Origin of the sequence: Pseudomonas sp. LRP2-20 (assembly GCF_024349685.1) — a bacterium.
GTDB lineage: Bacteria > Pseudomonadota > Gammaproteobacteria > Pseudomonadales > Pseudomonadaceae > Aquipseudomonas.
Map to the genome: position 1 here is coordinate 1,218,210 of NZ_AP025944.1, position 24,434 is coordinate 1,242,643.

General features: G+C 64.3%; 26 protein-coding genes. 20 read left to right on the plus strand and 6 right to left on the minus strand.

The genetic code is table 11. From position 1 onward, the window contains the following. Positions 1 to 3 precede the first annotated feature (3 nt). From OCX61_RS05300 to OCX61_RS05360, 13 genes are all read left to right on the plus strand, one after another. Positions 4 to 510 carry a chemotaxis protein CheW gene (locus OCX61_RS05300; RefSeq protein WP_261942900.1) on the plus strand — a complete coding sequence of 169 codons (507 nt, stop codon included), beginning with the start codon at positions 4 to 6 and terminating at the stop codon, positions 508 to 510. After that, positions 507 to 1,766, plus strand: coding sequence for a CheR family methyltransferase (locus tag OCX61_RS05305; protein WP_261942901.1), 1,260 nt, complete (start codon positions 507 to 509; stop codon positions 1,764 to 1,766). Before OCX61_RS05300 ends, OCX61_RS05305 begins: the two co-directional genes overlap by 4 nt. Further along, the gene (locus OCX61_RS05310) at positions 1,763 to 2,428 is read left to right on the plus strand and encodes a chemotaxis protein CheW (RefSeq protein ID WP_261942902.1); all 666 of its coding nucleotides are present in this window, start codon (positions 1,763 to 1,765) and stop codon (positions 2,426 to 2,428) included. The genes OCX61_RS05305 and OCX61_RS05310 overlap by 4 nt, the downstream gene beginning before the upstream one ends. Beyond that, a complete protein-coding gene (locus OCX61_RS05315) occupies positions 2,425 to 4,707 on the plus strand; it encodes a hybrid sensor histidine kinase/response regulator (RefSeq protein ID WP_261942903.1) in 2,283 nt (760 codons plus the stop codon). The genes OCX61_RS05310 and OCX61_RS05315 overlap by 4 nt, the downstream gene beginning before the upstream one ends. Next, positions 4,704 to 5,717: a chemotaxis response regulator protein-glutamate methylesterase gene (locus OCX61_RS05320; protein WP_261942904.1), complete on the plus strand. Its 1,014-nt coding sequence runs from the start codon at positions 4,704 to 4,706 to the stop codon at positions 5,715 to 5,717. The genes OCX61_RS05315 and OCX61_RS05320 overlap by 4 nt, the downstream gene beginning before the upstream one ends. A gap of 51 nt (positions 5,718 to 5,768) precedes the next feature. Beyond that, entirely contained in the window at positions 5,769 to 6,773 is a 1,005-nt protein-coding gene (wspR, locus tag OCX61_RS05325; RefSeq protein ID WP_261942905.1) for a Wsp signal transduction system regulator diguanylate cyclase WspR, read from the plus strand. A gap of 90 nt (positions 6,774 to 6,863) precedes the next feature. Then, a protein-coding gene (gene prfB, locus OCX61_RS05330) for a peptide chain release factor 2 (protein WP_139831352.1) occupies positions 6,864 to 7,959 on the plus strand; the annotation gives its coding sequence in 2 pieces (ribosomal slippage) (positions 6,864 to 6,935 and positions 6,937 to 7,959; 1,095 coding nt in all). Between the two features lie 93 nt (positions 7,960 to 8,052). Beyond that, positions 8,053 to 9,555, plus strand: coding sequence for a lysine--tRNA ligase (lysS, locus tag OCX61_RS05335; RefSeq protein ID WP_261942906.1), 1,503 nt, complete (start codon positions 8,053 to 8,055; stop codon positions 9,553 to 9,555). A 204-nt stretch (positions 9,556 to 9,759) separates the two neighbouring features. Next, positions 9,760 to 10,464, plus strand: coding sequence for a TetR/AcrR family transcriptional regulator (locus tag OCX61_RS05340; protein ID WP_261942907.1), 705 nt, complete (start codon positions 9,760 to 9,762; stop codon positions 10,462 to 10,464). A 29-nt stretch (positions 10,465 to 10,493) separates the two neighbouring features. Then, a complete protein-coding gene (locus OCX61_RS05345) occupies positions 10,494 to 11,042 on the plus strand; it encodes a hypothetical protein (protein WP_261942908.1) in 549 nt (182 codons plus the stop codon). 151 nt (positions 11,043 to 11,193) lie between these two features. Continuing rightward, entirely contained in the window at positions 11,194 to 12,471 is a 1,278-nt protein-coding gene (locus OCX61_RS05350) for a flavohemoglobin expression-modulating QEGLA motif protein (RefSeq protein ID WP_261942909.1), read from the plus strand. Then, positions 12,443 to 13,366, plus strand: coding sequence for an alpha/beta hydrolase (locus OCX61_RS05355; protein WP_261942910.1), 924 nt, complete (start codon positions 12,443 to 12,445; stop codon positions 13,364 to 13,366). The genes OCX61_RS05350 and OCX61_RS05355 overlap by 29 nt, the downstream gene beginning before the upstream one ends. Beyond that, positions 13,363 to 13,689, plus strand: a complete 327-nt coding sequence (locus OCX61_RS05360) for a PA3694 family proteiin (RefSeq protein ID WP_261942911.1) — start codon at positions 13,363 to 13,365, stop codon at positions 13,687 to 13,689. Before OCX61_RS05355 ends, OCX61_RS05360 begins: the two co-directional genes overlap by 4 nt. Positions 13,690 to 13,849: 160 nt before the next feature. Here the strand turns inward: OCX61_RS05360 and OCX61_RS05365 are convergent, their stop codons facing one another. The 5 genes from OCX61_RS05365 to OCX61_RS05385 form a co-directional block, all read right to left on the minus strand. Then, positions 13,850 to 14,170: a type II toxin-antitoxin system RelE family toxin gene (locus OCX61_RS05365; RefSeq protein WP_261942912.1), complete on the minus strand. Its 321-nt coding sequence runs from the start codon at positions 14,168 to 14,170 to the stop codon at positions 13,850 to 13,852. Next, positions 14,130 to 14,408 carry a type II toxin-antitoxin system Phd/YefM family antitoxin gene (locus OCX61_RS05370; RefSeq protein WP_261942913.1) on the minus strand — a complete coding sequence of 93 codons (279 nt, stop codon included), beginning with the start codon at positions 14,406 to 14,408 and terminating at the stop codon, positions 14,130 to 14,132. Before OCX61_RS05370 ends, OCX61_RS05365 begins: the two co-directional genes overlap by 41 nt. Before the next feature lie 136 nt (positions 14,409 to 14,544). Continuing rightward, positions 14,545 to 15,336 carry a lipotoxin F family OmpA-related lipoprotein LptF gene (lptF, locus tag OCX61_RS05375; RefSeq protein ID WP_261942914.1) on the minus strand — a complete coding sequence of 264 codons (792 nt, stop codon included), beginning with the start codon at positions 15,334 to 15,336 and terminating at the stop codon, positions 14,545 to 14,547. Positions 15,337 to 15,386: 50 nt separating this feature from the next. Further along, positions 15,387 to 15,800 (minus strand): DUF4398 domain-containing protein, encoded by a 414-nt coding sequence (locus OCX61_RS05380; RefSeq protein WP_261942915.1) that lies wholly within the window; start codon positions 15,798 to 15,800, stop codon positions 15,387 to 15,389. Positions 15,801 to 16,074: 274 nt separating this feature from the next. After that, positions 16,075 to 16,419 carry a pilin assembly protein gene (locus tag OCX61_RS05385; RefSeq protein WP_261942916.1) on the minus strand — a complete coding sequence of 115 codons (345 nt, stop codon included), beginning with the start codon at positions 16,417 to 16,419 and terminating at the stop codon, positions 16,075 to 16,077. 170 nt (positions 16,420 to 16,589) lie between these two features. Here OCX61_RS05385 and ppc point away from each other — a divergent pair, with 170 nt between their 5' ends. From ppc to OCX61_RS05420, 7 genes are all read left to right on the plus strand, one after another. After that, positions 16,590 to 19,217: a phosphoenolpyruvate carboxylase gene (gene ppc / locus OCX61_RS05390; RefSeq protein ID WP_261942917.1), complete on the plus strand. Its 2,628-nt coding sequence runs from the start codon at positions 16,590 to 16,592 to the stop codon at positions 19,215 to 19,217. Positions 19,218 to 19,474: 257 nt separating this feature from the next. Further along, positions 19,475 to 20,125 carry an adenylate kinase gene (gene adk, locus OCX61_RS05395; protein ID WP_028691565.1) on the plus strand — a complete coding sequence of 217 codons (651 nt, stop codon included), beginning with the start codon at positions 19,475 to 19,477 and terminating at the stop codon, positions 20,123 to 20,125. Positions 20,126 to 20,212: 87 nt separating this feature from the next. Then, the gene (gene tsaB, locus OCX61_RS05400; protein ID WP_261942918.1) at positions 20,213 to 20,887 is read left to right on the plus strand and encodes a tRNA (adenosine(37)-N6)-threonylcarbamoyltransferase complex dimerization subunit type 1 TsaB; all 675 of its coding nucleotides are present in this window, start codon (positions 20,213 to 20,215) and stop codon (positions 20,885 to 20,887) included. A gap of 131 nt (positions 20,888 to 21,018) precedes the next feature. Further along, the gene (locus OCX61_RS05405) at positions 21,019 to 21,306 is read left to right on the plus strand and encodes a hypothetical protein (protein WP_261942919.1); all 288 of its coding nucleotides are present in this window, start codon (positions 21,019 to 21,021) and stop codon (positions 21,304 to 21,306) included. Positions 21,307 to 21,309: 3 nt separating this feature from the next. After that, a complete protein-coding gene (locus OCX61_RS05410) occupies positions 21,310 to 22,179 on the plus strand; it encodes a DUF72 domain-containing protein (protein WP_261942920.1) in 870 nt (289 codons plus the stop codon). A 28-nt stretch (positions 22,180 to 22,207) separates the two neighbouring features. Further along, positions 22,208 to 23,038, plus strand: coding sequence for an isocitrate lyase/PEP mutase family protein (locus tag OCX61_RS05415; protein ID WP_261942921.1), 831 nt, complete (start codon positions 22,208 to 22,210; stop codon positions 23,036 to 23,038). 6 nt (positions 23,039 to 23,044) lie between these two features. Next, positions 23,045 to 23,734 carry an extensin-like domain-containing protein gene (locus OCX61_RS05420; protein WP_261942922.1) on the plus strand — a complete coding sequence of 230 codons (690 nt, stop codon included), beginning with the start codon at positions 23,045 to 23,047 and terminating at the stop codon, positions 23,732 to 23,734. Positions 23,735 to 23,736: 2 nt separating this feature from the next. Here the strand turns inward: OCX61_RS05420 and OCX61_RS05425 are convergent, their stop codons facing one another. Further along, positions 23,737 to 24,357 (minus strand): energy transducer TonB, encoded by a 621-nt coding sequence (locus OCX61_RS05425; protein WP_261942923.1) that lies wholly within the window; start codon positions 24,355 to 24,357, stop codon positions 23,737 to 23,739. Positions 24,358 to 24,434: the final 77 nt, after the last annotated feature.

The window sequence follows — 24,434 nt, forward strand, 5'->3', positions numbered from 1 at the left end:
ACCATGACCAACCTGCATCCCTACCCGGCAGCAGCGGCCAGTGCCAAGGGCACGCTGTACCTGCAGTTTCGCCTCAACCAGCAGCGCTTTGCCCTGGACGTGCGCGAAGTGATCGAAGTGCTGCCGCGTCGTCCGCTCAAGCCGATTGCCCAGGCGCCGGCCTGGGTGGCCGGCATCCTGGCGCATCGAGGCGTGCTGGTGCCGGTGGTCGACCTGAGTGCGCTGAGCTTTGCCCAGCCGGCAGCCGAGCGCGCCAGCACGCGCCTGGTGCTGGTGCGTTACCGGCACGAACAAGTGCTTGGGTTGATCCTCGAGCAAGCCACCGAAACCCTGCGCTGCATGGCCGATGAGTTCCAGCCCTATGGTCTGGACAACGGCGAAGCGCGCTACCTGGGCCCGGTTCGCCAGGACGCCCAGGGCCTGCTGCAGCGGATCGTGGTGGATGACCTGCTGACGGATAGCGTGCGCGAGCTGTTGTTCCCGCACGAGCCAAGGCAGGTGACGCCATGAGCGAGCGACGTTTCTTCCGCTTCCTGCAGGAGCGCATTGGCCTGGATGTCGAATCCGTGGGCGTGCCGATGGTCGAGCGGGCCCTGCGCCAGCGCTGCATCGCGCTGAATGCCGCCGATCTGGATGACTATTGGGTCCGCCTGCAGCAATCGCCGGACGAGCAACTGGCCCTGATCGAGGCTGTGATCGTTCCGGAAACCTGGTTCTTCCGCTACCCGGAATCGTTCACCGCGCTGGTCGGCCTGGCCCAGAAGCGCCTGGCCGAACTGGCCGGTGAGCGGCCGTTGCGCCTGCTCAGCCTGCCGAGCTCCACTGGCGAGGAGCCTTACTCGCTTGCCATGGCCTTGCTCGACGCCGGTATCAGCCCGTTGGATTTCCGCATCGACGGGATCGATATCAGTCCAAGCTCTGTCGCCAAAGGCATACAGGGCTTTTATGGCCGCAACTCGTTCCGTGGCAGCGAACTGGCGTTTCGCGAGCGCCATTTCCGTGAACGCGATGACGGCCACCAGCTGGATGAACGGGTACGCCAGCAGGTGAACCTGGAGGTCGGCAACGTGCTCGATCCGGCGCTCGCCAGCCGCAATGGCCAGTACGACTTCGTGTTCTGTCGCAACCTGCTGATCTATTTCGATGTGCCGACCCAGCAGCGCGTATTCGAAGTGCTCAAGCGCCTGGCGCAGCCACAGGGCGTGCTGTTCATCGGCCCGGCCGAGGGCAGTCTGCTGGCGCGGTTGGGGATGCGGCCGTTGGGGATCGCCCAGTCGTTTGCCTACGTTCGGCAACCGGCGGATGAGCCCGCCGTGCCGGCCCTGCCGTTAAGTCGTGTGGCGCAACCCGTGGCCCCAAGTCGGCCACGGCCCGTGCCTGCACCACCTGCGCGGCCGCTGCGTGCAATTGCGCCTGCACCTTCGGCAGCGCCCCCGCGCGAGAGCGAGAGCGAAAGCGAGTTGCTGGCCAGTATCGCGCGCCAGGCCAATGCCGGCGACAGCGCCCAGGCTCGCGCCAGTTGCCAGCGCTATCTGCGCCAGTTTGCACCCAAGGCCCAGGTCTACTACTGGCTGGGGCTGCTCAGCGATACCGAAGGCGATGCGCAACAGGCGCTGACCCATTACCGCAAGGCACTGTACCTGGAGCCTCAGCACCCTGAGGCATTGCTGCACCTGGCCACGCTGCTGGCGGCCCAGGGCGACGAAGTCGGTGCCCGCCGCCTGCAGGAGCGCGCGGCACGGGTTGGTCGGGAGTCTGAACGATGAAAGGCGAACAGGCGATGGAGCTGCTGGCCCAGGACGATGAGCGCATCGACGACTGCTGGAACCGCATCGGCGTACACGGCAACAAGCAATGCCCGTTGCTGGAGCGGCATATTCATTGCCGCAACTGCGAAGTCTACGCGGCGGCGGCCACGCGCCTGCTCGACCGCTATGCACTGATCGAAGCCGACCTGGCGCATGTAGATACCCCCGTCGAAACCAGCGCCGGGCGCTCGCTGCTGCTGTTCCGCCTGGGCGAGGAGTGGCTTGCTCTGGCCACTGCCAGCCTGGCCGAGATCGCCCCCCTGCAGCCGGTGCATTCGTTGCCGCATCAGCGCTCTCGGGTGCTGCAAGGCGTAGCCAACGTGCGCGGTGCGCTGGTGCCGTGCCTGTCGCTGGGCGACCTGCTGGGTGTGGAACGCTTGTCCGAGCCTGCGCGCAGCGGTCGGGTGATGCCGCGCATGCTGATCCTGGCGCCGTCAGGTGGGCCTGTGGTGATGGCCGTGGATGAGATCGATGGCATTCACCGCCTCGATGCCGCGCAGCAGGGCGCTAGCGAGGATGCCGCGCCGTTCACTGCCGCGGTATTGCAGTGGCGCGGGCGCAGCGTGCGGGTGCTGGACGATCAACAATTACTGTCTGCCGTGCAGCGGAGCCTGTCATGACCCCAGAGCAAATGCGCGACGCATCGCTGCTCGAACTGTTCAGCCTGGAAGCCGAAGCGCAGACCCAGGTGCTCAGTACCGGGCTGATGGCACTGGAACGCAACCCGACCCAGGCTGACCAGCTGGAAGCCTGCATGCGTGCGGCGCATTCGTTGAAAGGGGCGGCGCGCATCGTCGGCATCGACGCCGGGGTCAGCGTTGCCCATGTCATGGAAGATTGCCTGGTGGCGGCCCAGGAAGGCCGGCTGCGGTTGCGCGCCGAACATATCGATGCGCTGCTGCGCGGCACCGACTTGCTGATGCATATCGCCACGCCTGGTGACCCGAATGGCGAGGCGCTGGTGCCGGCGTTCCTGTTGCAGATGGCCAGCTTGCTCGACCCTGGCGCCGCGCCAGCCCCCACCGCAGTTGCGCTCGAACCACCCTTGCCGGTGGCACCGCCAGCCCAGCCCGAACCGGTGGCGCCGGCCGTCGAGGCCGAGGTGGAGCCCGTCGCACCGCGCAAGGCCGGCAAGCGCGCGGTCGAGGGTGGTGAGCGGGTGTTGCGGGTGACCGCCGACCGCTTGAACAGCCTGCTTGACTTGTCGAGCAAGTCGTTGGTCGAAACCCAGCGTCTCAAGCCCTACCTGGCCACCTTGCAGCGCCTCAAACGCATGCATGGCCAGGGCATGCGCGCCCTCGACGGCCTGAAAACGCAGCTCGAAGACAGTGGCCAGAGCCCCGAAGTGCTCGACGCACTGGCCCAGACCCAGCGCCTGCTGCTGGAAACCCAGCAGATCCTGCAGCAGCAGGCTGCCGACCTCGACGAGTTTGGCTGGCAGGCCAGCCAGCGTGCACAGTTGCTGTACGACACGGCATTGGCCTGCCGCATGCGCCCGTTTGCCGACGTGCTCACCGGCCAGAGCCGCATGGTCCGCGACTTGGGGCGTTCGCTTGGCAAACAGGTGCAACTGCAGATCGATGGCGAAAAGACCCAGGTCGATCGCGACGTGCTGGAAAAGCTCGAAGCGCCGCTGACCCACTTGCTGCGCAATGCCGTCGACCATGGTGTCGAACTGCCCGAACGGCGCCTGCTGGCGGGCAAGCCTGCGGAGGGCACGATCCGCCTGCGCGCCTCGCACCAGGCCGGGTTACTGATCCTTGAGCTGAACGATGATGGCGCCGGTATCGACCTTGAGCGCCTGAGACGCAACATCGTCGAGCGCGGCTTGTCGCCGGCCGATACCGTGGCGCAGATGAGCGAGGCCGAACTGCTCACCTTCCTGTTCCTGCCGGGCTTCAGCCTGCGCGACAAGGTCACCGAAGTGTCTGGCCGCGGTGTCGGCCTGGATGCCGTGCAGCACATGGTGCGCGACCTGCGCGGTTCGATCGAGCTGAGCCAGGTGGCTGGCCAGGGCTGCCGCTTTCACCTGGAGGTGCCGCTGACCCTGTCGGTGGTGCGCAGCCTGGTGGTGGAGGTGGGCGGGGAGGCTTATGCGTTCCCGCTGGCGCATATCGAGCGCACCCTCGAAGTGGCGGCCGATGAGATCGTGCAGATCGAGGGTCGCCAGCACTTCTGGCACGAAGGCCGGCATATCGGCCTGGTGGCTGCCAGCCAGTTGCTCAACCGGCCGGCAGCGCAGGGTGAAGCCAGCAGCCTGCGGGTGGTGGTGATCCGCGAGCGCGAGCAGCTGTATGGCGTGGCCGTGGAGCGCCTGATCGGTGAGCGAGTGCTGGTGGTGATGCCGCTCGACCCGCGCCTGGGCAAGGTGCAGGACATTTCTGCCGGGGCGTTGCTGGACGATGGCTCGGTGGTGCTGATCATCGATGTCGAAGACTTGTTGCGCTCGGTGGAGAAACTGCTCAGCACTGGCCGCCTGGAACGTATCGAGCGCGGCGCGCAAGGGGCGCGAGGCGTCAGCCGCAAGCGTATCCTGGTGGTCGACGACTCGCTCACCGTGCGCGAGCTGCAACGCAAGCTGCTGAGCAACCGTGGCTACGACGTCGCGGTGGCGGTGGACGGCATGGATGGCTGGAACGCCCTGCGTAGCGAGGACTTCGACCTGCTGATCACCGACATCGACATGCCGCGCATGGACGGCATCGAACTGGTCACCCTGGTGCGCCGCGACCAACGGTTGCAGTCGTTGCCGGTGATGGTGGTGTCGTACAAGGACCGTGAAGAAGATCGCCGCCGTGGTCTGGACGCTGGCGCCGACTACTATTTGGCAAAGGCCAGCTTCCACGACGATGCGTTGCTGGATGCCGTGGTAGAACTGATCGGAGGTGCTCAGGGATGAAGGTCGCCATCGTCAACGATATGCCCATGGCAGTAGAAGCATTGCGCCGGGCCCTGGCCTTCGAGCCGGCGCACCAGGTGATCTGGGTGGCCAGCGATGGTGCCGAAGCCGTGCGCAAGTGCGCCGAGGACACCCCCGACCTGATCCTCATGGACCTGATCATGCCGGTGATGGACGGCGTCGAGGCGACCCGGCGGATCATGGCCGAAACGCCCTGTGCCATCGTGATCGTCACCGTCGACCGCAAGCAGAACGTGCACCGGGTGTTCGAGGCCATGGGCCATGGCGCCCTGGATGTGGTCGACACCCCCGCGTTGGGCGCCGGTAACGCACGTGAGGCAGCGGCGCCGCTGCTGCGCAAGATCCTCAACATCGGTTGGCTGATCGGCCAGCAGCGGCCCGGCGCGAGCAAGTCGGTCGCTGCCCCCCTGCGTGAGGCTTCCCAGCGCAGCGGCCTGGTGGCCATTGGTTCGTCCGCGGGCGGCCCTGCCGCGCTCGAAGTGCTGCTCAAAGGCCTGCCGCGGGGGTTTCCGGCTTCGATCGTGTTGGTCCAGCATGTAGACCAGGTGTTTGCTGCCGGCATGGCCGAATGGCTCGCCAGCGCTTGCGGCTTGCCGGTGCGCCTGGCCCGCGAAGGCGAGCCGCCACAACCCGGGCAGGTGCTGCTGGCCGGCACCAATCACCATATCCGCCTGCTACAGGGTGGCCAGTTGGCCTACACTGCCGAACCTGTCAACGAAATCTACCGGCCCTCGATCGACGTGTTCTTCGAGAGTGTGGCGCGCTATTGGAGCGGCGATGCGGTGGGGGTGCTGCTCACCGGCATGGGGCGTGATGGCGCCCAAGGCTTGAAACTGATGCGCCAGCAGGGCTTCCTGACAATTGCCCAGGACCAGTCCAGCAGCGCGGTCTACGGTATGCCCAAGGCCGCTGCGGCTATCGATGCAGCGGTAGAAATCCGCCCGCTTGAGCGAATTGCCGGGCGCTTGATGGAACTCTTTGCAAAATGACGACAAGTATTGAATCGCGCCGCATGGTCGGCCGTGGTCAGGTGAATTCGAATGACTGATCTACCGATCGAAGGTTTTGCAACGACCAACGAGAATTCGGCAATGGTCCTGCTGGTCGACGACCAGGCGATGATTGGCGAAGCGGTGCGGCGTGGGCTGGCCCAGGAAGAGAACATCGATTTCCACTTCTGTGCCGACCCGCACCAGGCGGTGGCCCAGGCCATGCGCATCAAGCCCACGGTCATCCTCCAGGACCTGATCATGCCCGGTCTTGACGGCCTGACCCTGGTGCGCGAGTACCGCAACAATCCGGCCACTCGCGACATCCCGATCATTGTCCTGTCGACCAAGGAGGACCCGCTGGTCAAGAGCGCTGCCTTCGCCGCCGGTGCCAACGACTACCTGGTCAAGCTGCCGGACACCATCGAGCTGGTGGCGCGCATCCGTTACCACTCGCGTTCCTACCTGACCCTGCTGCAGCGCGACGAGGCCTACCGCGCCCTGCGCGTGAGCCAGCAGCAACTGCTCGACACCAACCTGATGCTGCAGCGCCTGATGAATTCCGACGGCCTCACCGGCTTGTCCAACCGCCGTCACTTCGACGAGTACCTGGAGCTGGAATGGCGCCGGGCCATGCGTGAGCAGCAGCAATTGTCGCTGCTGATGATCGATGTCGATTACTTCAAGGTGTTCAACGACAGCTTCGGCCACCTGGCCGGCGACGAGGCCTTGCGCCAGGTGGCCGAAGCTATTCGTGGCTCCTGCTCGCGACCGACTGACCTGCCGGCGCGCTACGGCGGAGAGGAGTTTGCCCTGGTGCTGCCCAACACTTCACCCGGCGGCGCGCGTCTGGTTGCAGAAAAGCTGCGCCAGACCGTACTCGGCCTGAAAATTGCGCACAGCACGCCGGCTGCAGACTCGTTGCTGTCCGTGAGCATCGGCCTGGCGACCCAGACGCCGGCCATCGGCAGCCACTGCCGGCAGCTGATTTCGGCGGCGGACAAAGGCCTGTATCTGGCCAAGAACAACGGGCGCAACCAGGTCGGCACCGCCTGAGGCTGATGCGGCTGCCCAACGGGCTGCCGCAGCTCCCTGGATCGGTTATACTCGCGGGCTTTTCACCGAATTCGCACGAGTAGCCCGCCCATGGAAATCCAACCGATTCTGAACACCATCAAGGACCTCACCGAGCGTTCCCTGTCCATTCGGGGGTATCTTTGACTACGATCACAAGCATGACCGCCTGATCGAAGTCAACCGCGAGCTGGAAGACGCTGCCGTCTGGAACAAGCCGGAGTACGCCCAGGCCCTGGGCCGTGAGCGTGCCATGCTGGCACAGGTCGTCGAGACCCTGGACAAGATGGCCAACGGCCTGGCCGACTGCAAGGACCTGCTCGACATGGCTGTCGAGGAAGGTGATGAAGGCGCCGTCAGCGACGTCGAGACCGAGCTGCAGGCCCTGGAAGAATCCCTGGCCCAGCTTGAGTTCCGTCGCATGTTCAGCGGCGAGATGGACATGAACAACGCCTACCTGGACATCCAGGCCGGCTCCGGTGGCACCGAGGCGCAGGATTGGGCCAACATCCTGCTGCGCATGTACCTGCGCTGGGCCGACAAGCGCGGTTTCGACGCCACCATCATCGAGTTGTCCGAAGGTGAAGTCGCCGGCATCAAGGGCGCCACCGTGCACATCAAGGGCGAGTACGCCTTCGGCTGGCTGCGCACCGAGATCGGCGTGCACCGCCTGGTGCGCAAGAGCCCGTTCGACTCCGGCGCGCGTCGCCACACCTCGTTCTCGGCGGTGTTCGTGTCCCCCGAGATCGACGACAAGGTCGAGATCGAGATCAACCCGTCCGACCTGCGCATCGACACCTACCGCTCCTCCGGTGCCGGTGGTCAGCACGTGAACACCACCGACTCGGCGGTGCGTATCACCCACGTTCCGACCAACACCGTGGTGGCCTGCCAGAACGAACGCTCCCAGCACGCCAACAAGGACACCGCCATGAAAATGCTGCGGGCCAAGTTGTACGAGCTGGAAATGCAGAAGCGCAACGCCGCCTCGCAGGCACTGGAAGACAGCAAGTCGGACATCGGCTGGGGCCACCAGATCCGTTCCTACGTGCTGGATGACTCGCGTATCAAGGACCTGCGCACCGGCGTCGAGCGCAGCGACTGCCAGAAGGTCCTGGACGGCGACCTCGACCAGTACCTGGAAGCGAGCCTCAAGCAGGGCCTTTAAGCCGTACACCACTGCCGCGCTACCTGGCCAGCTGCCGGTAGCGCGTGCCCTGCCCGAAAAGGGCAACGAACACCTGATGGAAAGAATGACGACATGAGCGACCTGAAGACCGAATCGCAAGACCTGCAACAGGAAGAAAACGCCCTGATCGCCCTGCGCAAGGAAAAACTTGCCGCCGAGCGTGCCAAGGGCAATGCCTTCCCCAACGACTTCCGTCGCGACAGCTACTGCAACGACCTGCAGAAACAGTACGCGGACAAGACCAAGGAAGAGCTGGAAGCAGCCGCGATCCCGGTCAAGGTTGCCGGCCGCATCATGCTCAACCGTGGCTCGTTCATGGTCATCCAGGACATGACTGGCCGTATCCAGGTCTACGTCAACCGCAAGACCCTGCCGGAAGAAACCCTGGCTGCGGTCAAGACCTGGGACCTGGGCGACATCATCAGCGCCGAAGGCACCCTGGCCCGCTCCGGCAAAGGCGACCTGTACGTCGAGATGACCAACGTGCGCCTGCTGACCAAGTCGCTGCGCCCGCTGCCGGACAAGCACCACGGCCTGACCGACACCGAGCAGCGCTACCGCCAGCGCTACGTCGACCTGATGGTCAACGAAGAAACCCGCCACACCTTCCGTGTGCGTTCGCAGGTGATCTCGCACATCCGCAAGTTCCTCATCGAGCGCGACTTCCTCGAGGTCGAGACGCCGATGCTGCAGACCATCCCGGGCGGTGCCGCGGCCAAGCCGTTCGAAACCCACCACAACGCCCTGGACATGGCCATGTTCCTGCGTATCGCGCCGGAGCTGTACCTCAAGCGCCTGGTGGTCGGTGGCTTTGAAAAAGTGTTCGAGATCAACCGCAACTTCCGTAACGAAGGCGTTTCGACTCGTCACAACCCAGAATTCACCATGCTCGAGTTCTACCAGGCCTACGCCGACTACCGCGACAACATGGACCTCACCGAGGAACTGTTCCGCGAGCTGGCGCAGCTGGTGCTGGGCACCACCGACGTGCCATACGGCGACAAGGTGTTCCACTTCGGCGAGCCATTCGCACGCCTGTCGGTATTCGACTCGATCCTCAAGTACAACCCGGAGCTGACCGCCGCCGACCTGCAGGACGTCGACCGTGCCCGCGAGATCGCCAAGAAGGCCGGCGCCAAGGTGCTGGGCCACGAAGGCCTGGGCAAGCTGCAGGTGATGATTTTCGAAGAGCTGGTCGAGCACAAGCTGGAGCAGCCGCACTTCATCACCGAGTACCCGTTCGAAGTCTCGCCGCTGGCCCGTCGCAACGACGACAACCCGGCCGTGACCGACCGCTTCGAGCTGTTCATCGGTGGTCGCGAGATCGCCAACGCCTACTCCGAGCTCAACGATGCCGAAGACCAGGCCGAGCGCTTCCTGGCCCAGGTGGCCGAGAAGGACGCCGGTGACGACGAAGCCATGCACTACGACGCCGACTTCGTGCGTGCGCTGGAGTACGGCATGCCGCCGACCGCCGGTGAAGGCATCGGCATCGACCGCCTGGTGATGCTGCTGACCAACTCGCCGTCGATTCGCGACGTGATCCTGTTCCCGCACATGCGCCCGCAGGCCTGAGTGATCTGAACAAGCCGCCTTTCGGGGCGGCTTTTTCTTGCCTGTACACTTGTATTGGCTGTACCGGCCTCTTCGCGGGCAAGCCCGCTCCCACAGGGCAACACATGCATCCTGTGGGAGCGGGCTTGTCGAGGCGTCGAACCGCCGCGAAGAGGCCGGTACAGGTCGACCACTGTCCATGAGGTAACCACTGTGACACCCGCAATGGCCCAACAAGGCGCCGCCGGCATCGCCACCGCCGTCGCCGAAAGCGTGCAGTACCAGGGTCGCAAGACCGCCCGTCAAGGCAGCGAACAGCGCCGCCAGCTGATCCTCGACGCCGCCATGCGCATCGTCGTGCGCGATGGCGTGCGTGGTGTGCGCCACCGCGCCGTGGCCGCCGAGGCGGGTGTGCCGCTGTCGGCCACCACCTACTACTTCAAGGATATCGAGGACCTGCTCACCGATACCTTCGCCCAGTACGTCGAGCGCAGCGCCGCCTACATGGCCAAGCTCTGGGCCAACACCGAGGTGGTCCTGCGCCAGCTGCTGGCCCAGGGCGATGGCAGCGCGCAGTCGCGGGCCCGGCTGGCCGACGAAATCGCCCGCATGACCGCCGACTATGTCCAGCGCCAGTTGCTCAACCGCCGCGATTTCATGATGGCCGAGCAGGCTTTCCGCCAGGAGGCCCTGCTGTGCCCGCGCCTGGCTGAGCTGGTGTGCGCCCACGAGCAGATTCTGCTGCATGGCGCCCGTCAGATGCTGCAAGTGATCGGTTCGCAGCAACCGGAACAGGACGCCCAAATGTTGACGGCGATTATCGAGCAGATGGAATATCAGGGCCTGCTCAGGGATGCCGATGCGCAAGCCGATGGGCAGATGCTCGCTATGCTTACCCGTTACCTGCACCTGGTGTTGGCATCGGCCTGAGCAGAGACCGAACTTTCAAGGAGAACCTGATGAAAGCCTGGCGTGTGGTGTTGTTGACGTTGTCATTCCTGCTGCTGGGCGGTTGTCTGGTGACCTTTCATGAGCCGCTGCCGAGCAATCAGGCGGCGCCCAAGGCATTGCTGGGCAAGTGGAGCAGCAAGGACGCCTGGGGCGAACCGCTGAAGCTGACCATCAGCCGCAGCGGTGGCGATGCCTACAAGGCGGTGGCCACGGCCAAGGGCAAGGCGCCCGAGGAATACACCTTCACCGTCTCGCGCCATGGCAACCGCTGGTACCTGTCGGCTGGCGTGCCCAGGCGCCTGGGCGGCAACTTCCTGATCGGCGGTTTCGACATCATCGATGGCAAGGAACTGGTGGTCTACAACCTCGACATCGAGCAGGTGCAGCAGGCGGTCGAGCACAAGGAGCTGACCGGGCGCACGACCCAGGTGCCGGAAGAGAACGGCGAAGGCGTGCTGATCGACAGCCCATCGACACGGGTGCTGGCCTACCTGGATGACCCGGCCAACTCCGACCTGTTCGTCGAAGTGGCGCGCTTCCAACGGGCCGGCAAGTAGCTACCTGCACCGACCCTTTCGCGGGGCAAGCCCGCTCCCACAGGAGAGCGCCACCGTTGCTGCTCATGGCGTACCTGTGTGGGCTTGCCCCGCGAAGAGGCCGGCACAGGCCAAGCAAGGTTTGGCACTTTGTTCCAATAAGGAGTCCCCGGTGGACGAATACCAGCAAACCATCCGCGCCCTGTCCGACCGCATCGTCGCGGCGCAGACCCCGATCCGGGTCCTGGACGCGGTGAAATGGGACGACAACATTCGCCAGGGCTTCCTCAAGGCCAAGGGCAAGGAGCCGCCCGCCGTTGACCGCGAGTATTACCAGGCCCGCCCGCTTTCGTTCGACTCCAGCGCAGTGAAGGCCGAGTTCCAGGCCATCGAGCGTGACATCATTCGCCAGCTCGGCCAGTTCAACCCGGTCGGGCAGATCATGAAGCGCATGTGCCGCGAGTACCGCATGGTAGTGCGCATGCTCGAAGCCCGCGGTACCGAAGACTTCGGGTTGATCTCCCAGGAACTGTACGGCGCGGCCTCCGACGCCTTCCACGCCGGTGACCCGACCCTGGCCGACCTGGGGTTGATGCTCTCGGACTACCTGAACAACATCGACGGCCGCGGCGACCTGAAGGACGAGCCGAAGAACCTGACCGCCAAGGAGGCCGTGGACATCCTCCAGCGCCGCCTGAACAAGGTGTTTGGCGAGGCCGAGGAAACCATCCGGGTGTTCGAGTCGGACGGTATCGTCGCCGATGCCGCAGCCGGTGCCGACTACATCAAGGTGCGCGCCGATGCCATGTTCAACAACCGCGACGTCCGTGCACTGGAAGTACATGAAGGGTTGGTGCACGTGGGGACCACCCTCAATGGCCTGAACCAGCCGATTTGCACCTTCCTGGCCAAGGGCCCGCCCTCGTCGACAGTGACCCAGGAAGGCCTGGCGATCCTCATGGAGGTGATCGCCTTCGCGTCCTACCCCAGCCGCCTGCGCAAGCTGACCAACCGCACCCGTGCCATCCACATGGTCGAGGAGGGCGCCGATTTTCTGCAGGTGTTCGACTTCTTCCGCGAACAAGGCTTCGAGATGGCGCAGAGCTACAGCAACGCCAGCCGGGTGTTCCGCGGCTCGGTGCCCAATGGCCTGCCATTCACCAAGGACTTGTCCTACCTCAAGGGCTTCATCATGGTTTACAACTACATTCAGTTGGCCGTGAAGAAGGGCAAGCTCGAACAGATTCCGCTGCTGTTCTGCGGCAAGACCACCCTGGAAGACATGCGCACTCTGCGCCAGCTGGTCGAGGAGGGGCTGGTGGAGCCACCCAAGTACCTGCCGGAGCAGTTCCGTGACCTCAATGCGCTTTCGGCATGGATGTGCTTCTCCAACTTCCTCAACCACCTGAGCCTGGATCGCATTGAAGCCGACTACGCGAACATTCTCTGAGCGTTGCCGCCAGCTCGCCCTGGGGCTGCTTTTACTGGGGCTGGGCGGTTGCAGCAGCCTGTTGTTCTACCCGGAACCCGGCCAGCCGTTCACCCCGGAGCGGGCCAAGCTGCAATACCGCGACATCATCCTCACCACCGCCGATGGCCTGCGCCTGCACGGTTGGTGGCTGCCGGCCAAGGCGGGGGTGGTGGTCAAGGGCACGGTGCTGCACCTGCACGGCAATGGCGGCAACCTGCCGGGCCACCTGGGTGGCAGCTACTGGTTGCCGGAGCAGGGTTACCAGGTGCTGATGGTCGATTACCGCGGCTATGGCCTGTCCGAGGGCACACCGAGCCTGCCTGAGGTCTACCAGGACATCGACGCGGCGATGGCCTGGCTGGCCCAGGCCCCCGAGGTCCAGGGCAAGCCCCTGGTGCTGCTTGGCCAGAGCCTCGGTGGGGCGATGGCGATCCATTACCTGGCGCAGCACCCCGAGCAACGCCAGCGCTTCAGTGCCCTGGTGTTCGACGGCGTGCCGGCCAGTTACCGTGGGGTCGGCCGATATGCCCTGAGCACCTCGTGGATGACCTGGCCGCTGCAGGTGCCGCTGTCCTGGCTGGTGCCGGACGGCGACAGTGCGATCCGTTCGATCGGGCAACTGAGCAGCCCGCCGAAGTTGTTCTTCCACAGTATCGACGACGCCCTGGTGCCGATGGACAACGGTATCCGCCTGTATCAGCAGGCACCGGCCCCGCGCGTGCTGCAACTGACCCGAGGCGGCCACGTGCAGACCTTTGCCGACCCGGTGTGGCGCCAGGTGATGCTGCGCTTCCTCGATGATCCCAGCCATTTCAACGGCCTGCGGCGGCTTGCCGAAGTGCCCAACTACCCTGACGAGAAGAACAAGCAATGAGTGAAGAACGCAACGCCATCCCGCTGATCCTGACCGGTGTCGGCAGCATCATCGTGACGGTGGGAGCCCTCTGGTACTACGGCTACCTGCATTTCGCCAAACCTGAGGATGCGCTGCTGCTGCAGGACTTCACCATGCTCAAGACCATCCCCGGCGAGGACTACAAGGTCTCGCTGGACCCGGCGCCGCAGGTGGCCCAGTGTGTGGATGGCGTGCTGGTGCTGTTCGATACCGAACAGAAGGGCCTGACCGGCGTGCTGGTGGACAGCCGCAAGCGCGCGGTGCGTTGCATGGGCCAGGAGACCCCGCAGCAGGTGCAGTGACCCGGACCTTCTGCTCCTTGCACCGGCCCTTTCGCTACTGCATAGCCTCCAAAGGCAGTGGTATCCCTGTGGGAGCGGCTTTAGCCGCGAAAGGGCCGGCAAGGCAAAAGAAAAGCCCCGCATCAATCGCGGGGCTATCCGTTGCCTTGCCGGCCGAACTCTACGACTTCAATCGAGATTGCGCGGCATGGTAAACATCGCTTCGCTCGCGCTTCCCTACAGCGATGACGATGACCACCACACGTTCGTCGATCACTTGATACACGAGCCGGTAACCGGCTGATTTCAGCTTGATCTTGTAGCAGTCGGGCATACCAGAAAGCTTGTCCTTCTCTACCCGAGGTTGAGCGAGACGCTCTTTCAGCTTGTTCGCGAATTGAAGCTGAAGCTGGCCAGGCAGTTTGAAGAACTCTTTTTGCGCCCGAACGTTGAACTCGAGGTTATAGCCTGTTGTGTTTCCCTGCTTCGGCGATGAGCTCATCGATATCCACTCTTACAGTGGGCCCTCCACGCCGTTGGCGGACAAGCTCAGCCAGTTGCATGTCGTCGATCAGCTCCATCATCGCCTCGTAGCGTTCGGGTGGTACCGCGTAAAACGCTGGTTCGTTGCGATTGAGGATGACCACGGTTTCACCGGCAGCTTCGCGGATAGTACCCATGGGGTCCTTCTTCAGGTCGGTGATCGATGCTGCCAGATCGGCGAGTACGGGGTAGGTCATAGTTGTATCAACCCATTAATAAGGTTATCGATAGCTGCAATTCTAGTGTTTGCAAGAGTGCTTTTAAAGGTGCTTTTGTCGGCGTGCAGGTATGAAAAACCCCGCCTTTGAGGCGGGGTTGGGGTCTTCGGCAGCCTTACTGCTGAATCTGGCTCACCGAACGCGGTGCCACCGGCTGATTGTCGTTGGAGATGGTCACCTCCACCCGACGGTTCTGCGCGCGGCCCGAGTTGCTGCCGTTGTCCGCCACCGGGTATTCCTTGCCATAACCCTGGGCGACGATGCGCGCCGGGTCCACGCCTGCGCGCACCAGCGCCATGCGCACGCTGGCGGCGCGGCGCTCGGACAGGCCCTGGTTGTAGTTGGCCGAACCGACACTGTCGGTGTAGCCCTCGACGATCACTTTGCGCTCCGGGTTTTCCTGAAGGAACTGGGCCAGCTTGGTGATGTTCGGGTAGGCGTTGCTCTTGAGGTTGGCCTTGTTGAAGTCGAACAGCACGTCACCGAAAGTCACCAGGGTGCCGCGGTCGGTCTGCTTGGCGTTGAGGCTGTCCTGCAGCTTGGCGATCTGCGCGTCGCGGGCGTCTAGTTTGGCCTGGGCACGTTGCGCCGAGGCATTCTTCAGTTCATTCTCGGCGGTACGCAGGGCGATGGTTTGCTTGGCCACCTCGATGCGCTGGTTGGTCAGGTAGGCGAGCTGGTCGACCTTCTTGCTGTCTTCACGGTCCATGAAGGCCTTGTCGGACTTGTTCAGCCAGTCCTGGGCATCCTTGGTCTCGAGCGCGGCGACCTTGCTCGATTGCGGGTCGCTCTGCAGCGCCGAGAAGTTGCTGCGGGCCGACTCCAGGTTGGGGTTCGGGTCGTGGGAGCAGGCGGCGAGGCCGACGCTCAGGGCCAGCAGGGCGGGAATCATGACGTGGTTGCGCATAGTGTTCATCCTTTGATCGGTTGCGAAGGCTCGGGTTGGCTTAGCGGCGCTCATTGCGCGCTGCGCAGGCCTTCCTGACGTACGTCCTGAACGCCCTGGCGGGCATCCTGCACGGCCTTCTGGGCCTTGGCTGCCTGGGCCTTGCGTTCGGCGACGCGGGCATCCCACTCGGCCTGCTCGGCCAACAGCTTGGCTTCGTCATACTTTTTGTCGTGCATGGCGATTTCAGCCTGCTTGAACTTGTCCTGGGCCGCTTTCATTTCCACGGCGGCGAACTCGGTACCGCCCGCGCTGACGGCGGAATTCACGGCGGACTGGGTAACGGCGTACTGCTCGGTGGGCGGGTTGCCCGCACAGCCGGCCAGGACCAGGCTACTGCCGAGGGCCAGCGCGGCCAGCTTGAGCCCGCGCACGTGGGTGGATAAGCGTTTTGCAGTGCGGGTCTTCATGGTGGTCAGCTCCATTGGATCACTCCTGATAACGACGATGTCCGTAGCAGTCCATCGCTCAATCCCTGACATTGCCTGCGCTTGCGCTGAACGATGCACCATGGCAGGTGTGCAGGGTTTTAGCGTGATGGCTATTGGCTGGGACTTGAGCGTTTTTTGAAAGGTTCAGAAAAAGTTGCCTGGGCTACCTATCTATTTCTGACTAATCGGTCAGCGGACGTTGCCTGGAACTTTTTGTGTCTGGCGTGGTTTCCGGGCCCGTTGCAGGCCCGGAATATCGGAGTGTTGCTCAGTTGTCGCTGTTGTCGCTGGTGTTGCTCAGATCGTGCAGATGCCGCCGCGAGAGGGCCAAAAAGCGCGGCGTCGGACCGATGTCTTCAAACAAAGGGTCGCCTTCCTCGTCGGTGGCAATGACTTTGCGGCCTTGCACATAAGGGAAGCTGGCTTCCAGTTCTTCCAGTGCGGCGGCGACCAGTTCGCCGAGCAGTTCCTCGGCGGTGCGCTTGGGGTACATGTCGATCAGGGCGGCCAGGCGTGCTTCGGACTCCAGGTCCAGGTGCAACGCATGGCCGGTGGGGCTCAGGGTGCCGGCGGCATTCTGTTCCCAGTGCTGGGCGAGTTCGCGGATTTTCATGATGACCTCTGTCAACGCCAGAAAAGGCTGCATTGCCTGGGACTGCTGTGCCTTGATTTTAGTTTGCTTTGCACGATCGCGGCTTGCCATTGCGCCTTGGCAGTGGGCACTCTTGGGCCAGTGCTGTTTCCTGAGCAGAGTGCGGGCGAGCCGCGCCGAAGAGAGGGCCAATGACTGATATCGATGTGCGCTTGCGTGAAGATGTCCATGTGTTGGGGGAGTTGCTGGGCGAGACCATCCGCCAGCAGCACGGTGAGGCGTTCCTGCAGAAGATCGAGGACATCCGCCACAGTGCCAAGGCCGACCGCCGCAGCGCTGGCGAGCAGTTGAGCTCGACCCTGGCGGACCTTGCCGAAGAAGACCTGCTGCCGGTGGCGCGGGCCTTCAACCAGTTCCTCAACCTGGCCAACATGGCCGAGCAGTATCAGCTGATCCGCCGGCGCGATGCTGGCCAGCCAGAACCGTTCGAAGCGCGGGTGTTGCCCGAACTGCTGGCGCGGTTGAAGCAGGCCGGGCACAAGGATGACGCCCTGGCCCGGCAACTGGCCAAGCTCGATATCCAGCTGGTGCTGACCGCACACCCCACCGAAGTGGCACGGCGCACATTGATCCAGAAATACGATGCCATCGCCGGCCAGTTGGCCGTGCAGGATCATCGCGACCTGACCCCCGCCGAGCGCCAGCAGGTGCGCGAGCGCCTGCGCCGGCTGATCGCCGAGGCGTGGCACACCGAGGAAATACGCCGTACCCGGCCAACCCCGGTGGACGAGGCCAAATGGGGCTTCGCGGTGATCGAGCACTCGCTGTGGCATGCCATTCCCAACCACTTGCGCAAGGTCGACAAGGCACTGTTCGAGGCCACCGGCCTGCGCCTGCCGCTGGAAGCCGCGCCCATCCGTTTCGCCTCGTGGATGGGCGGTGACCGTGACGGCAACCCTAATGTCACGGCTGCTGTGACCCGTGAAGTGCTGCTGCTGGCCCGCTGGATGGCGGCTGACCTGTTCCTGCGTGATGTCGATGCGCTGGCGGCCGAGCTGTCCATGCAGCAGGCCAGCCAGGCATTGCGTGAGCGGGTCGGTGACAGTGCCGAGCCGTACCGGGCGCTGCTCAAGCAGTTGCGCGACCGCCTGCGCGCGACCCGTGCCTGGGCCCAGGTCGCGTTGACCAGCAGCCAGCCGCCCAGCGCCGAGGTGCTGGTGGACAACCGTGACCTGATCGCCCCGCTGGAGCTGTGCTATCAGTCGCTGCATGAGTGCGGCATGGGCGTGATCGCCGATGGCCCGTTGCTCGACAGCCTGCGCCGGGCGGTTACCTTCGGCCTGTTCCTCGGCCGCCTGGACGTGCGCCAGGACGCAGCCCGGCACTGTGACGCACTGGCCGAAATCACCGATTACCTGGGCTTGGGCAGTTATGCCGACTGGGACGAAGAACAACGTATCGAATTTCTCCAGGCCGAGCTGAAGAACCGCAGGCCTTTGCTGCCGGCGCACTTCAAACCGCAGGCAGAGACGGCGGAAGTGCTGGCTACCTGCCGTGAGATTGCCGCTGCACCGGGCGCCTCGCTGGGTTCCTACGTGATTTCGATGGCGGGCGCCGCCTCCGATGTGCTGGCCGTGCAACTGCTGCTCAAGGAAGCCGGCCTGACCCGGCCGATGCGCGTGGTGCCACTGTTCGAGACCCTGGCCGATCTGGATAACGCCGGGCCGGTGATGCAGCGCCTGCTTGGCCTGCCGGGCTACCGCGCCAGCCTGCGCGGGCCGCAGGAAGTGATGATCGGCTACTCCGACTCGGCCAAGGACGCTGGCACCACGGCGGCCGCCTGGGCCCAGTACCGCGCCCAGGAAAACCTGGTGCGCATCTGCCGCGAGCATCAGGTCGAGCTGCTGCTGTTCCATGGCCGTGGTGGGACCGTCGGCCGTGGCGGCGGCCCGGCCCATGCGGCGATCCTGTCGCAGCCGCCAGGCTCGGTGGCAGGGCGGTTTCGCACCACTGAGCAGGGTGAGATGATCCGCTTCAAGTTCGGCTTGCCGGGCATCGCCGAGCAGAACCTCAACCTTTACCTGGCCGCCGTGCTCGAAGCCACCTTGCTGCCACCACCGCCTCCAGAACCGGCCTGGCGCGCACTGATGGACCAGCTGGCGGCCGATGGCCTCAAGGCCTACCGTGGCGTGGTGCGGGAAAACCCGGACTTCGTCGAATACTTCCGCCAGTCCACGCCCGAGCAGGAACTGGGCCGCCTGCCGTTGGGCAGCCGCCCGGCCAAGCGCCGTGCCGGTGGTATCGAAAGCTTGCGGGCGATCCCGTGGATCTTCGGCTGGACCCAGACACGCCTGATGTTGCCGGCCTGGCTGGGTTGGGAAACGGCCCTGAGCAATGCCTTGGCGCGTGGCCAGGGCGAGTTGCTGGCGCAGATGCGCGAGCAGTGGCCGTTCTTCCGCACGCGTATCGACATGCTGGAGATGGTTCTGGCCAAGGCCGACGCAGAAATTGCCAAGGCCTACGACGAACGTCTAGTGCAACCAGAGTTGCTTGCGCTTGGTGCGCACCTGCGCGACCTATTGTCGCAGTCGTGCCAGGTGGTACTGGGCCTGACCGGTCAGCCGGTGCTACTGGCACACAGCCCGGAGACCCTGGAATTCATCAGCCTGCGCAATACCTATCTGGACCCGCTGCACCGCTTGCAGGCCGAGTTGCTGGCCCGTTCGCGCCGCCGCGAAGCCGCTCTGGACAGCCCGTTGGAGCAGGCCTTGCTGGTGACCGTGGCAGGCATTGCCGCAGGCTTGCGCAACACCGGTTGAGGCCTGCTGCTGCGGCCCTTGCCACTCGGCAAGGAATGGGCCAGAACAGGGCGGGGAGGGTGGTTGCGCCGGGCGCAACCACCTGCGGCTCTGGTTACAAATGGCGCATTGCTGCAACTTTGGGACGCTTGTCTGGCTGCCGGGCGCTGTGTATCTTGAGCAGCCTTCTGACCGTTTTATGGTCATACCCGATTTTCCGGACTTGGCCTCGATTGCCGAATCCATTGAATTTCATAAAAAAATTTGAGGAGCACGAGATGCGCGTAATTCTGCTGGGAGCTCCCGGGGCCGGTAAAGGTACTCAGGCAAAGTTCATCACCGAGAAGTTCGGTATTCCACAGATCTCCACCGGTGACATGCTGCGTGCCGCCGTCAAGGCCGGTACCCCACTGGGCCTGGAACTGAAGAAAGTCATGGATGCCGGCCAGCTGGTCTCCGACGAGCTGATTATCAGCCTGGTCAAGGAGCGTATCGCCCAGCCGGATTGCGCCAATGGCTGCCTGTTCGACGGCTTCCCGCGCACCATTCCGCAGGCTGAAGCCATGGTTGCCGCAGGCGTGGACATCGACGCCGTGGTTGAAATCGCCGTCGACGACGAAGAAATCGTCGGCCGTATGGCGGGCCGCCGTGTGCACCTGGCCTCGGGCCGCACCTACCACATTCAGTACAACCCGCCGAAAGTGGAAGGCAAGGACGACGTCACCGGCGAAGACCTGATCCAGCGCGACGACGACAAGGAAGAAACCGTGCGTCACCGCCTGTCGGTCTACCACAGCCAGACCAAGCCGCTGGTGGACTTCTACCAGAAGCTCTCGGCTGCCAATGCGGGCAAGCCAAAGTACAGCCACATCGAAGGCGTCGGTTCGGTCGAGTCGATCACCGCCAAGGTGCTGGCAGCGCTGAGCTGATCCAACCCCATGCGTCACCACGGCCCGCTTGCGGGCCGTTGTCGTTTATACTGCCGCTCTTTTCCCTAGCACCTGGATACCTGTTCGATGACCACCCTGCTGGCCCTGGATACCGCCACCGAAGCCTGTTCCGTCGCGCTGCTGCATGACGGCAAGGTGACCAGCCATTACGAGGTGATCCCGCGCATGCATGCGCAGAAGCTGCTGCCGATGATCAAGCAGCTGCTGGCGGATGCCGGCGTGGCGCTGAATGCACTGGATGCCATCGCCTTTGGCCGTGGCCCGGGTGCATTCACCGGCGTGCGCATTGCCATTGGTGTGGTGCAGGGCCTGGCGTTTGCGCTGGAGCGCCCGGTGCTGCCGGTGTCCAACCTGGCTGCGCTGGCCCAGGGCGCGCTGCGTGAGCACGGTGTGCAACAGGTGGCAGCGGCCATCGATGCGCGCATGGATGAAGTGTACTGGGGGTGCTACAAGGCCGAGGCCGGCGAGATGCGCCTGCAGGGCCTGGAAGCAGTCCTGGCGCCTGAGCGCGTGGCGCTGCCAGAGGGCAGCAGCGGTGACTGGTTCGGTGCCGGTACCGGCTGGGGCTATGCCGAGCGCCTGGCGGTGCAGGCCAGTGCCAGCAACCCCGCGGCACTGCCCAATGCGCTGGACATCCTCAGCCTGGCCAGCTTTGCCTGGGCACGTGGCGAGGCAATCGTCGCCGAACAGGCGCAGCCGGTTTACTTGCGCGATAATGTAGCCACACCCAAGGCGCGCTGAGTGCTGTTCGTCGGTTATCGCGGTTGACGATAAAACCTTCGGCGCAAACTGTGGTCCAGTTATCAATCGAGCATTAGCGACGGAACTCTGATGCTGCTAGATTGCCATCATTGGTCCTGAGTGCTCACGCCATGCGTATCGACGGTTTCTCATCGCAGTCCTACCCGATCAAGCGCACGCCGCGCAAGGCAGCGGTGCGCGACGAGAGCGTCGACGATGCCGAGCTGATCGAAGAGAGCGAAGCCATCCAGGAAGCGGCTGCCCGCCGTCGCCCGGCAGGCCTGCCGGCGCGCCAGCAAGACATGGTGTTCCCTCGCGCCCGTGACCGGCGCACCGCCACGGCGCTGGCCAGCTACCTCAGCACGGCCGGTTTCAGCGATTGGGACATGGAAGTACTGGGGCTCGACCTGTACATTTGATGGATGAATCCGTCATCCCTGCCCTATTTTGTGGGTTGTCCGTCCTGGAGCGAAACCGCCTGGCGCGACTACCTGTATCCCGCCGACGCCAGCACTGGCGAAATGCTTGGCTACTACAGCCAGGTGTTCAACGCCGTCGAGGGCAATACCACGTTCTATGCGCGCCCTGCACCCGGTACCATTGCCCGCTGGGCGCAGTTGATGCCCGCGCACTTCCGTTTCACCGCCAAGTTTCCCCGGGATATCAGCCACGAAGCTGACCTGCGTGATCAGCTGGAACCTGCCTTCGACTTTACCCGCCTGCTTGCGCCACTGGGCCAGCGCGTATCGCCGTACTGGCTGCAGTTGTCAGCCCAGTTCGGCCCTGCACGGCTCGGCGAGCTGTGCCACTTCCTTGACGAAATCGGCGTACCGGTGGCCGTGGAGGTGCGCCACCCGGCGTTCTTCGCCAAGGGTGAGGAAGAGCGGCTGCTCAACCGCCTGCTGCACGAGCGCGGCGTGGAGCGCATCTGCCTCGACCCCCGCGCCCTGTTTAGTTGCACCTCACGTGACCCTGCCGTGCTGCACGCGCAGTCGAAAAAGCCCAAGGTCCCCCCGCGCCCCGCTGCCTTCAGCCAGCACCCGCAGGTGCGCTTCATCGGCCATCCGCAGCTTGAGGCAAACGAAACCTTCCTTACCCCCTGGGTCGACAAGGTCGCCGCCTGGATCGAGGAGGGGCGCAGCCCGTATGTGTTCCTGCACACCTCCGACAACCGCCTGGCCGCCGCGCTGGCTCAGCGCTTCCACCAGCGGCTGATGGCGCGCTTGCCTGGTTTGGCGCCTTTGCCTGAATTGCCACGCGCCCCCGAGGTCGAACAACTGGGGCTACTCTGACCTTTCCCTGACCCCGGAGGTTGTGACCATGGATGTACAGACCCTGCGAGCCGAAGCCTTCAAGGCACTGCACGAGCGTGACGGCGCTTTCGTCATTCCCAACCCCTGGGATGCCGGTTCCGCCAAGCTGCTGGCCAGCCTCGGCTTCGAAGCGTTGGCCACCACCAGCGCGGGCCTGGCCTTCAGCCTCGGGCGGCCGGATGCCGAAGGCGCCTTGAGCCTGGATGAAACCCTGGACAATGCCGCGCTGATCGTCGATGCCACGCCTTTGCCGGTCGCCGCCGACCTGGAAAACGGTTTTGGCGACCTGCCCGAGGACTGCGCACAGACCATCCTGCGTGCCGCCGAAGCGGGGCTGGTCGGCGGTTCGATCGAAGATGCCAGCGGCCGCGCCGACGCGCCGATCTATGACTTCGATCTGGCCGTGTCGCGGGTGCGGGCCGCCGTGCAGGCCGCGCGCAGCCTGCCATTCCCGTTCACCCTGTGTGCCCGTGCAGAAAACCTGCTGCACGGGCGCATGGACCTGGACGACACCATCCTGCGCCTGCAGGCCTTCGCCGAGGCGGGGGCTGACGTGCTCTATGCGCCGGGGCTGCGCAGTGCCGATGAGGTACGTGCGGTGGTGCAGGCCGTGGCGCCAAAGCCGGTCAACGTGCTGATGGGCCTGGCGGGGGTGCCATTGAGCGTCAACCAGCTGCAGGACCTGGGCGTGCGCCGCATCAGCGTAGGTTCGTCACTGGCGCGTGCAGCGTTGGGTGCATTGCAGCGCGCGGCTTTGGAAATTCGCGATCACGGTACTTTCAGTTATGGCGAACAGGCTTTGCCGTTCGCCCAGCTCAACGACCTGTTCCGCCGCTGAGGCGTCATGCGCGCACTGATGCTGTTGTGCGGCCTGCTAATGTTGACGGTGGGCCTGGCCTGGCAGTTCGGCTGGCGCCTGCCGGACGCCTGGAACCCCTGGGCGACGCTGGATGTGCGTCAGCCGGCCAACTGGCTGACAACCTACAAGCTGTCGCGGCTGCGCAACGACCCAGGCTTGTGCCGCCAGACGCTGGAGACTTCCGGCCTGCGTTACCGGGCGCAAGCCGACAGCCCGGCATCAGCCAACTGCCCGCTGCAGAATGTGTGGCGCATTGAACAAGGCCAAGCCCGGCTGAGCAGCAGCTTCCTTGCCAGTTGCCCATTGGCAGTGGCTTATGCGCTGTTCGAGCAGCATGGGCTGCAAGCGGCTGCGCAAAAGGTATTCGGCCAGCCTGTGGTGCAGGTGGATCACCTGGGCAGTTTTGCCTGCCGCAATGTCTACAACCGCAAGCAGGGGCGCCTGAGCCAGCATGCTACGGCTAACGCGCTGGACATCAGCGGCTTTCGCCTGGCGGACGGTCAGCGCATCGTGCTGGCGCGGGACTGGCAGGCGAGTGGGCAGAAGGGCGAATTTCTGAGGCAGGTGCGGCAAGCGGCCTGCGACAGTTTCAGCACGGTGCTGGGGCCGGACTACAACGCCGCCCATCACAATCACTTTCATCTGGATATGGGGCGTTGGCAGGTCTGCCGCTGACCTCAGGCGTGCACGCGAACGTTGTTCAGCACCACCGGGCGAGCCCAGTGCATGTCGAATTCCAGGTCGTTCTGCTGCTTGGCCAGGGTCGCCTCGTCGTATGGCTCTGGCGCGGGGTCGAGCAGGTTCATCTCGAACTCGGCAATTGGCAGGTGCAGCGGGCGCGGGGAGGGTGCCGGGCCGGGCTCTGCCAGTGGCTGACCCTGGCTCATGACAATCGGACGCAGCCAGTTGTTGCTGATGTCGAGCTGGCGCTGCTGCTGGATCATCTCGGCAACGCTGAACGGCTCCGGCGCCGGCTCCAGCAGGTTGGCCTCAAGTTCCGCCTTGGGCAGGAACAGCGGCTCGGGCGGTGCGACAATGGTGTCCTGCACCGGGCAGGCGCGCTGGGTTTCGATCAAGGCCAGGGCCTTGGCCCCACCGATCGGCTCGCCGCTGGCCTGGTCATACTGGACCATGGCCTGGCTGACACTGTCCGGTTCTTCCGCTTGTTGTTCGGCCATCGCCCGGGCAAAGAAATCCTGCCACAGGTGGCTGACGCCCCCGAGTGCCTGGGTATTCTGCCGACCGTAGTTGCCGACAGGCGACAAGTAGGTCAAACCGATGGGAAGAGTTTCTGACATGGCAGTCGTGCGCGCTGTGCTCTGGCAGAATAGCGGGATATTGCCTGTATCGGCCGAGGCCGGTGATTCATTAAGGG

What these genes read in the sequence shown, in the direction of transcription:
- OCX61_RS05300 (WP_261942900.1), top strand. Translation starts at nt 4, where the DNA reads ATGACCAACCTGCATCCCTACCCGGCAGCAGCGGCCAGTGCCAAGGGC.
- OCX61_RS05305 (WP_261942901.1), top strand. Translation starts at nt 507, where the DNA reads ATGAGCGAGCGACGTTTCTTCCGCTTCCTGCAGGAGCGCATTGGCCTG.
- OCX61_RS05310 (WP_261942902.1), top strand. Translation starts at nt 1,763, where the DNA reads ATGAAAGGCGAACAGGCGATGGAGCTGCTGGCCCAGGACGATGAGCGC.
- OCX61_RS05315 (WP_261942903.1), top strand. Translation starts at nt 2,425, where the DNA reads ATGACCCCAGAGCAAATGCGCGACGCATCGCTGCTCGAACTGTTCAGC.
- OCX61_RS05320 (WP_261942904.1), top strand. Translation starts at nt 4,704, where the DNA reads ATGAAGGTCGCCATCGTCAACGATATGCCCATGGCAGTAGAAGCATTG.
- wspR (WP_261942905.1), top strand. Translation starts at nt 5,769, where the DNA reads ATGACTGATCTACCGATCGAAGGTTTTGCAACGACCAACGAGAATTCG.
- lysS (WP_261942906.1), top strand. Translation starts at nt 8,053, where the DNA reads ATGAGCGACCTGAAGACCGAATCGCAAGACCTGCAACAGGAAGAAAAC.
- OCX61_RS05340 (WP_261942907.1), top strand. Translation starts at nt 9,760, where the DNA reads ATGGCCCAACAAGGCGCCGCCGGCATCGCCACCGCCGTCGCCGAAAGC.
- OCX61_RS05345 (WP_261942908.1), top strand. Translation starts at nt 10,494, where the DNA reads ATGAAAGCCTGGCGTGTGGTGTTGTTGACGTTGTCATTCCTGCTGCTG.
- OCX61_RS05360 (WP_261942911.1), top strand. Translation starts at nt 13,363, where the DNA reads ATGAGTGAAGAACGCAACGCCATCCCGCTGATCCTGACCGGTGTCGGC.
- OCX61_RS05365 (WP_261942912.1), bottom strand. Translation starts at nt 14,170, where the DNA reads ATGAGCTCATCGCCGAAGCAGGGAAACACAACAGGCTATAACCTCGAG.
- OCX61_RS05370 (WP_261942913.1), bottom strand. Translation starts at nt 14,408, where the DNA reads ATGACCTACCCCGTACTCGCCGATCTGGCAGCATCGATCACCGACCTG.
- lptF (WP_261942914.1), bottom strand. Translation starts at nt 15,336, where the DNA reads ATGCGCAACCACGTCATGATTCCCGCCCTGCTGGCCCTGAGCGTCGGC.
- OCX61_RS05380 (WP_261942915.1), bottom strand. Translation starts at nt 15,800, where the DNA reads ATGGAGCTGACCACCATGAAGACCCGCACTGCAAAACGCTTATCCACC.
- OCX61_RS05385 (WP_261942916.1), bottom strand. Translation starts at nt 16,419, where the DNA reads ATGAAAATCCGCGAACTCGCCCAGCACTGGGAACAGAATGCCGCCGGC.
- ppc (WP_261942917.1), top strand. Translation starts at nt 16,590, where the DNA reads ATGACTGATATCGATGTGCGCTTGCGTGAAGATGTCCATGTGTTGGGG.
- adk (WP_028691565.1), top strand. Translation starts at nt 19,475, where the DNA reads ATGCGCGTAATTCTGCTGGGAGCTCCCGGGGCCGGTAAAGGTACTCAG.
- tsaB (WP_261942918.1), top strand. Translation starts at nt 20,213, where the DNA reads ATGACCACCCTGCTGGCCCTGGATACCGCCACCGAAGCCTGTTCCGTC.
- OCX61_RS05405 (WP_261942919.1), top strand. Translation starts at nt 21,019, where the DNA reads ATGCGTATCGACGGTTTCTCATCGCAGTCCTACCCGATCAAGCGCACG.
- OCX61_RS05410 (WP_261942920.1), top strand. Translation starts at nt 21,310, where the DNA reads ATGAATCCGTCATCCCTGCCCTATTTTGTGGGTTGTCCGTCCTGGAGC.
- OCX61_RS05415 (WP_261942921.1), top strand. Translation starts at nt 22,208, where the DNA reads ATGGATGTACAGACCCTGCGAGCCGAAGCCTTCAAGGCACTGCACGAG.
- OCX61_RS05420 (WP_261942922.1), top strand. Translation starts at nt 23,045, where the DNA reads ATGCGCGCACTGATGCTGTTGTGCGGCCTGCTAATGTTGACGGTGGGC.
- OCX61_RS05425 (WP_261942923.1), bottom strand. Translation starts at nt 24,357, where the DNA reads ATGTCAGAAACTCTTCCCATCGGTTTGACCTACTTGTCGCCTGTCGGC.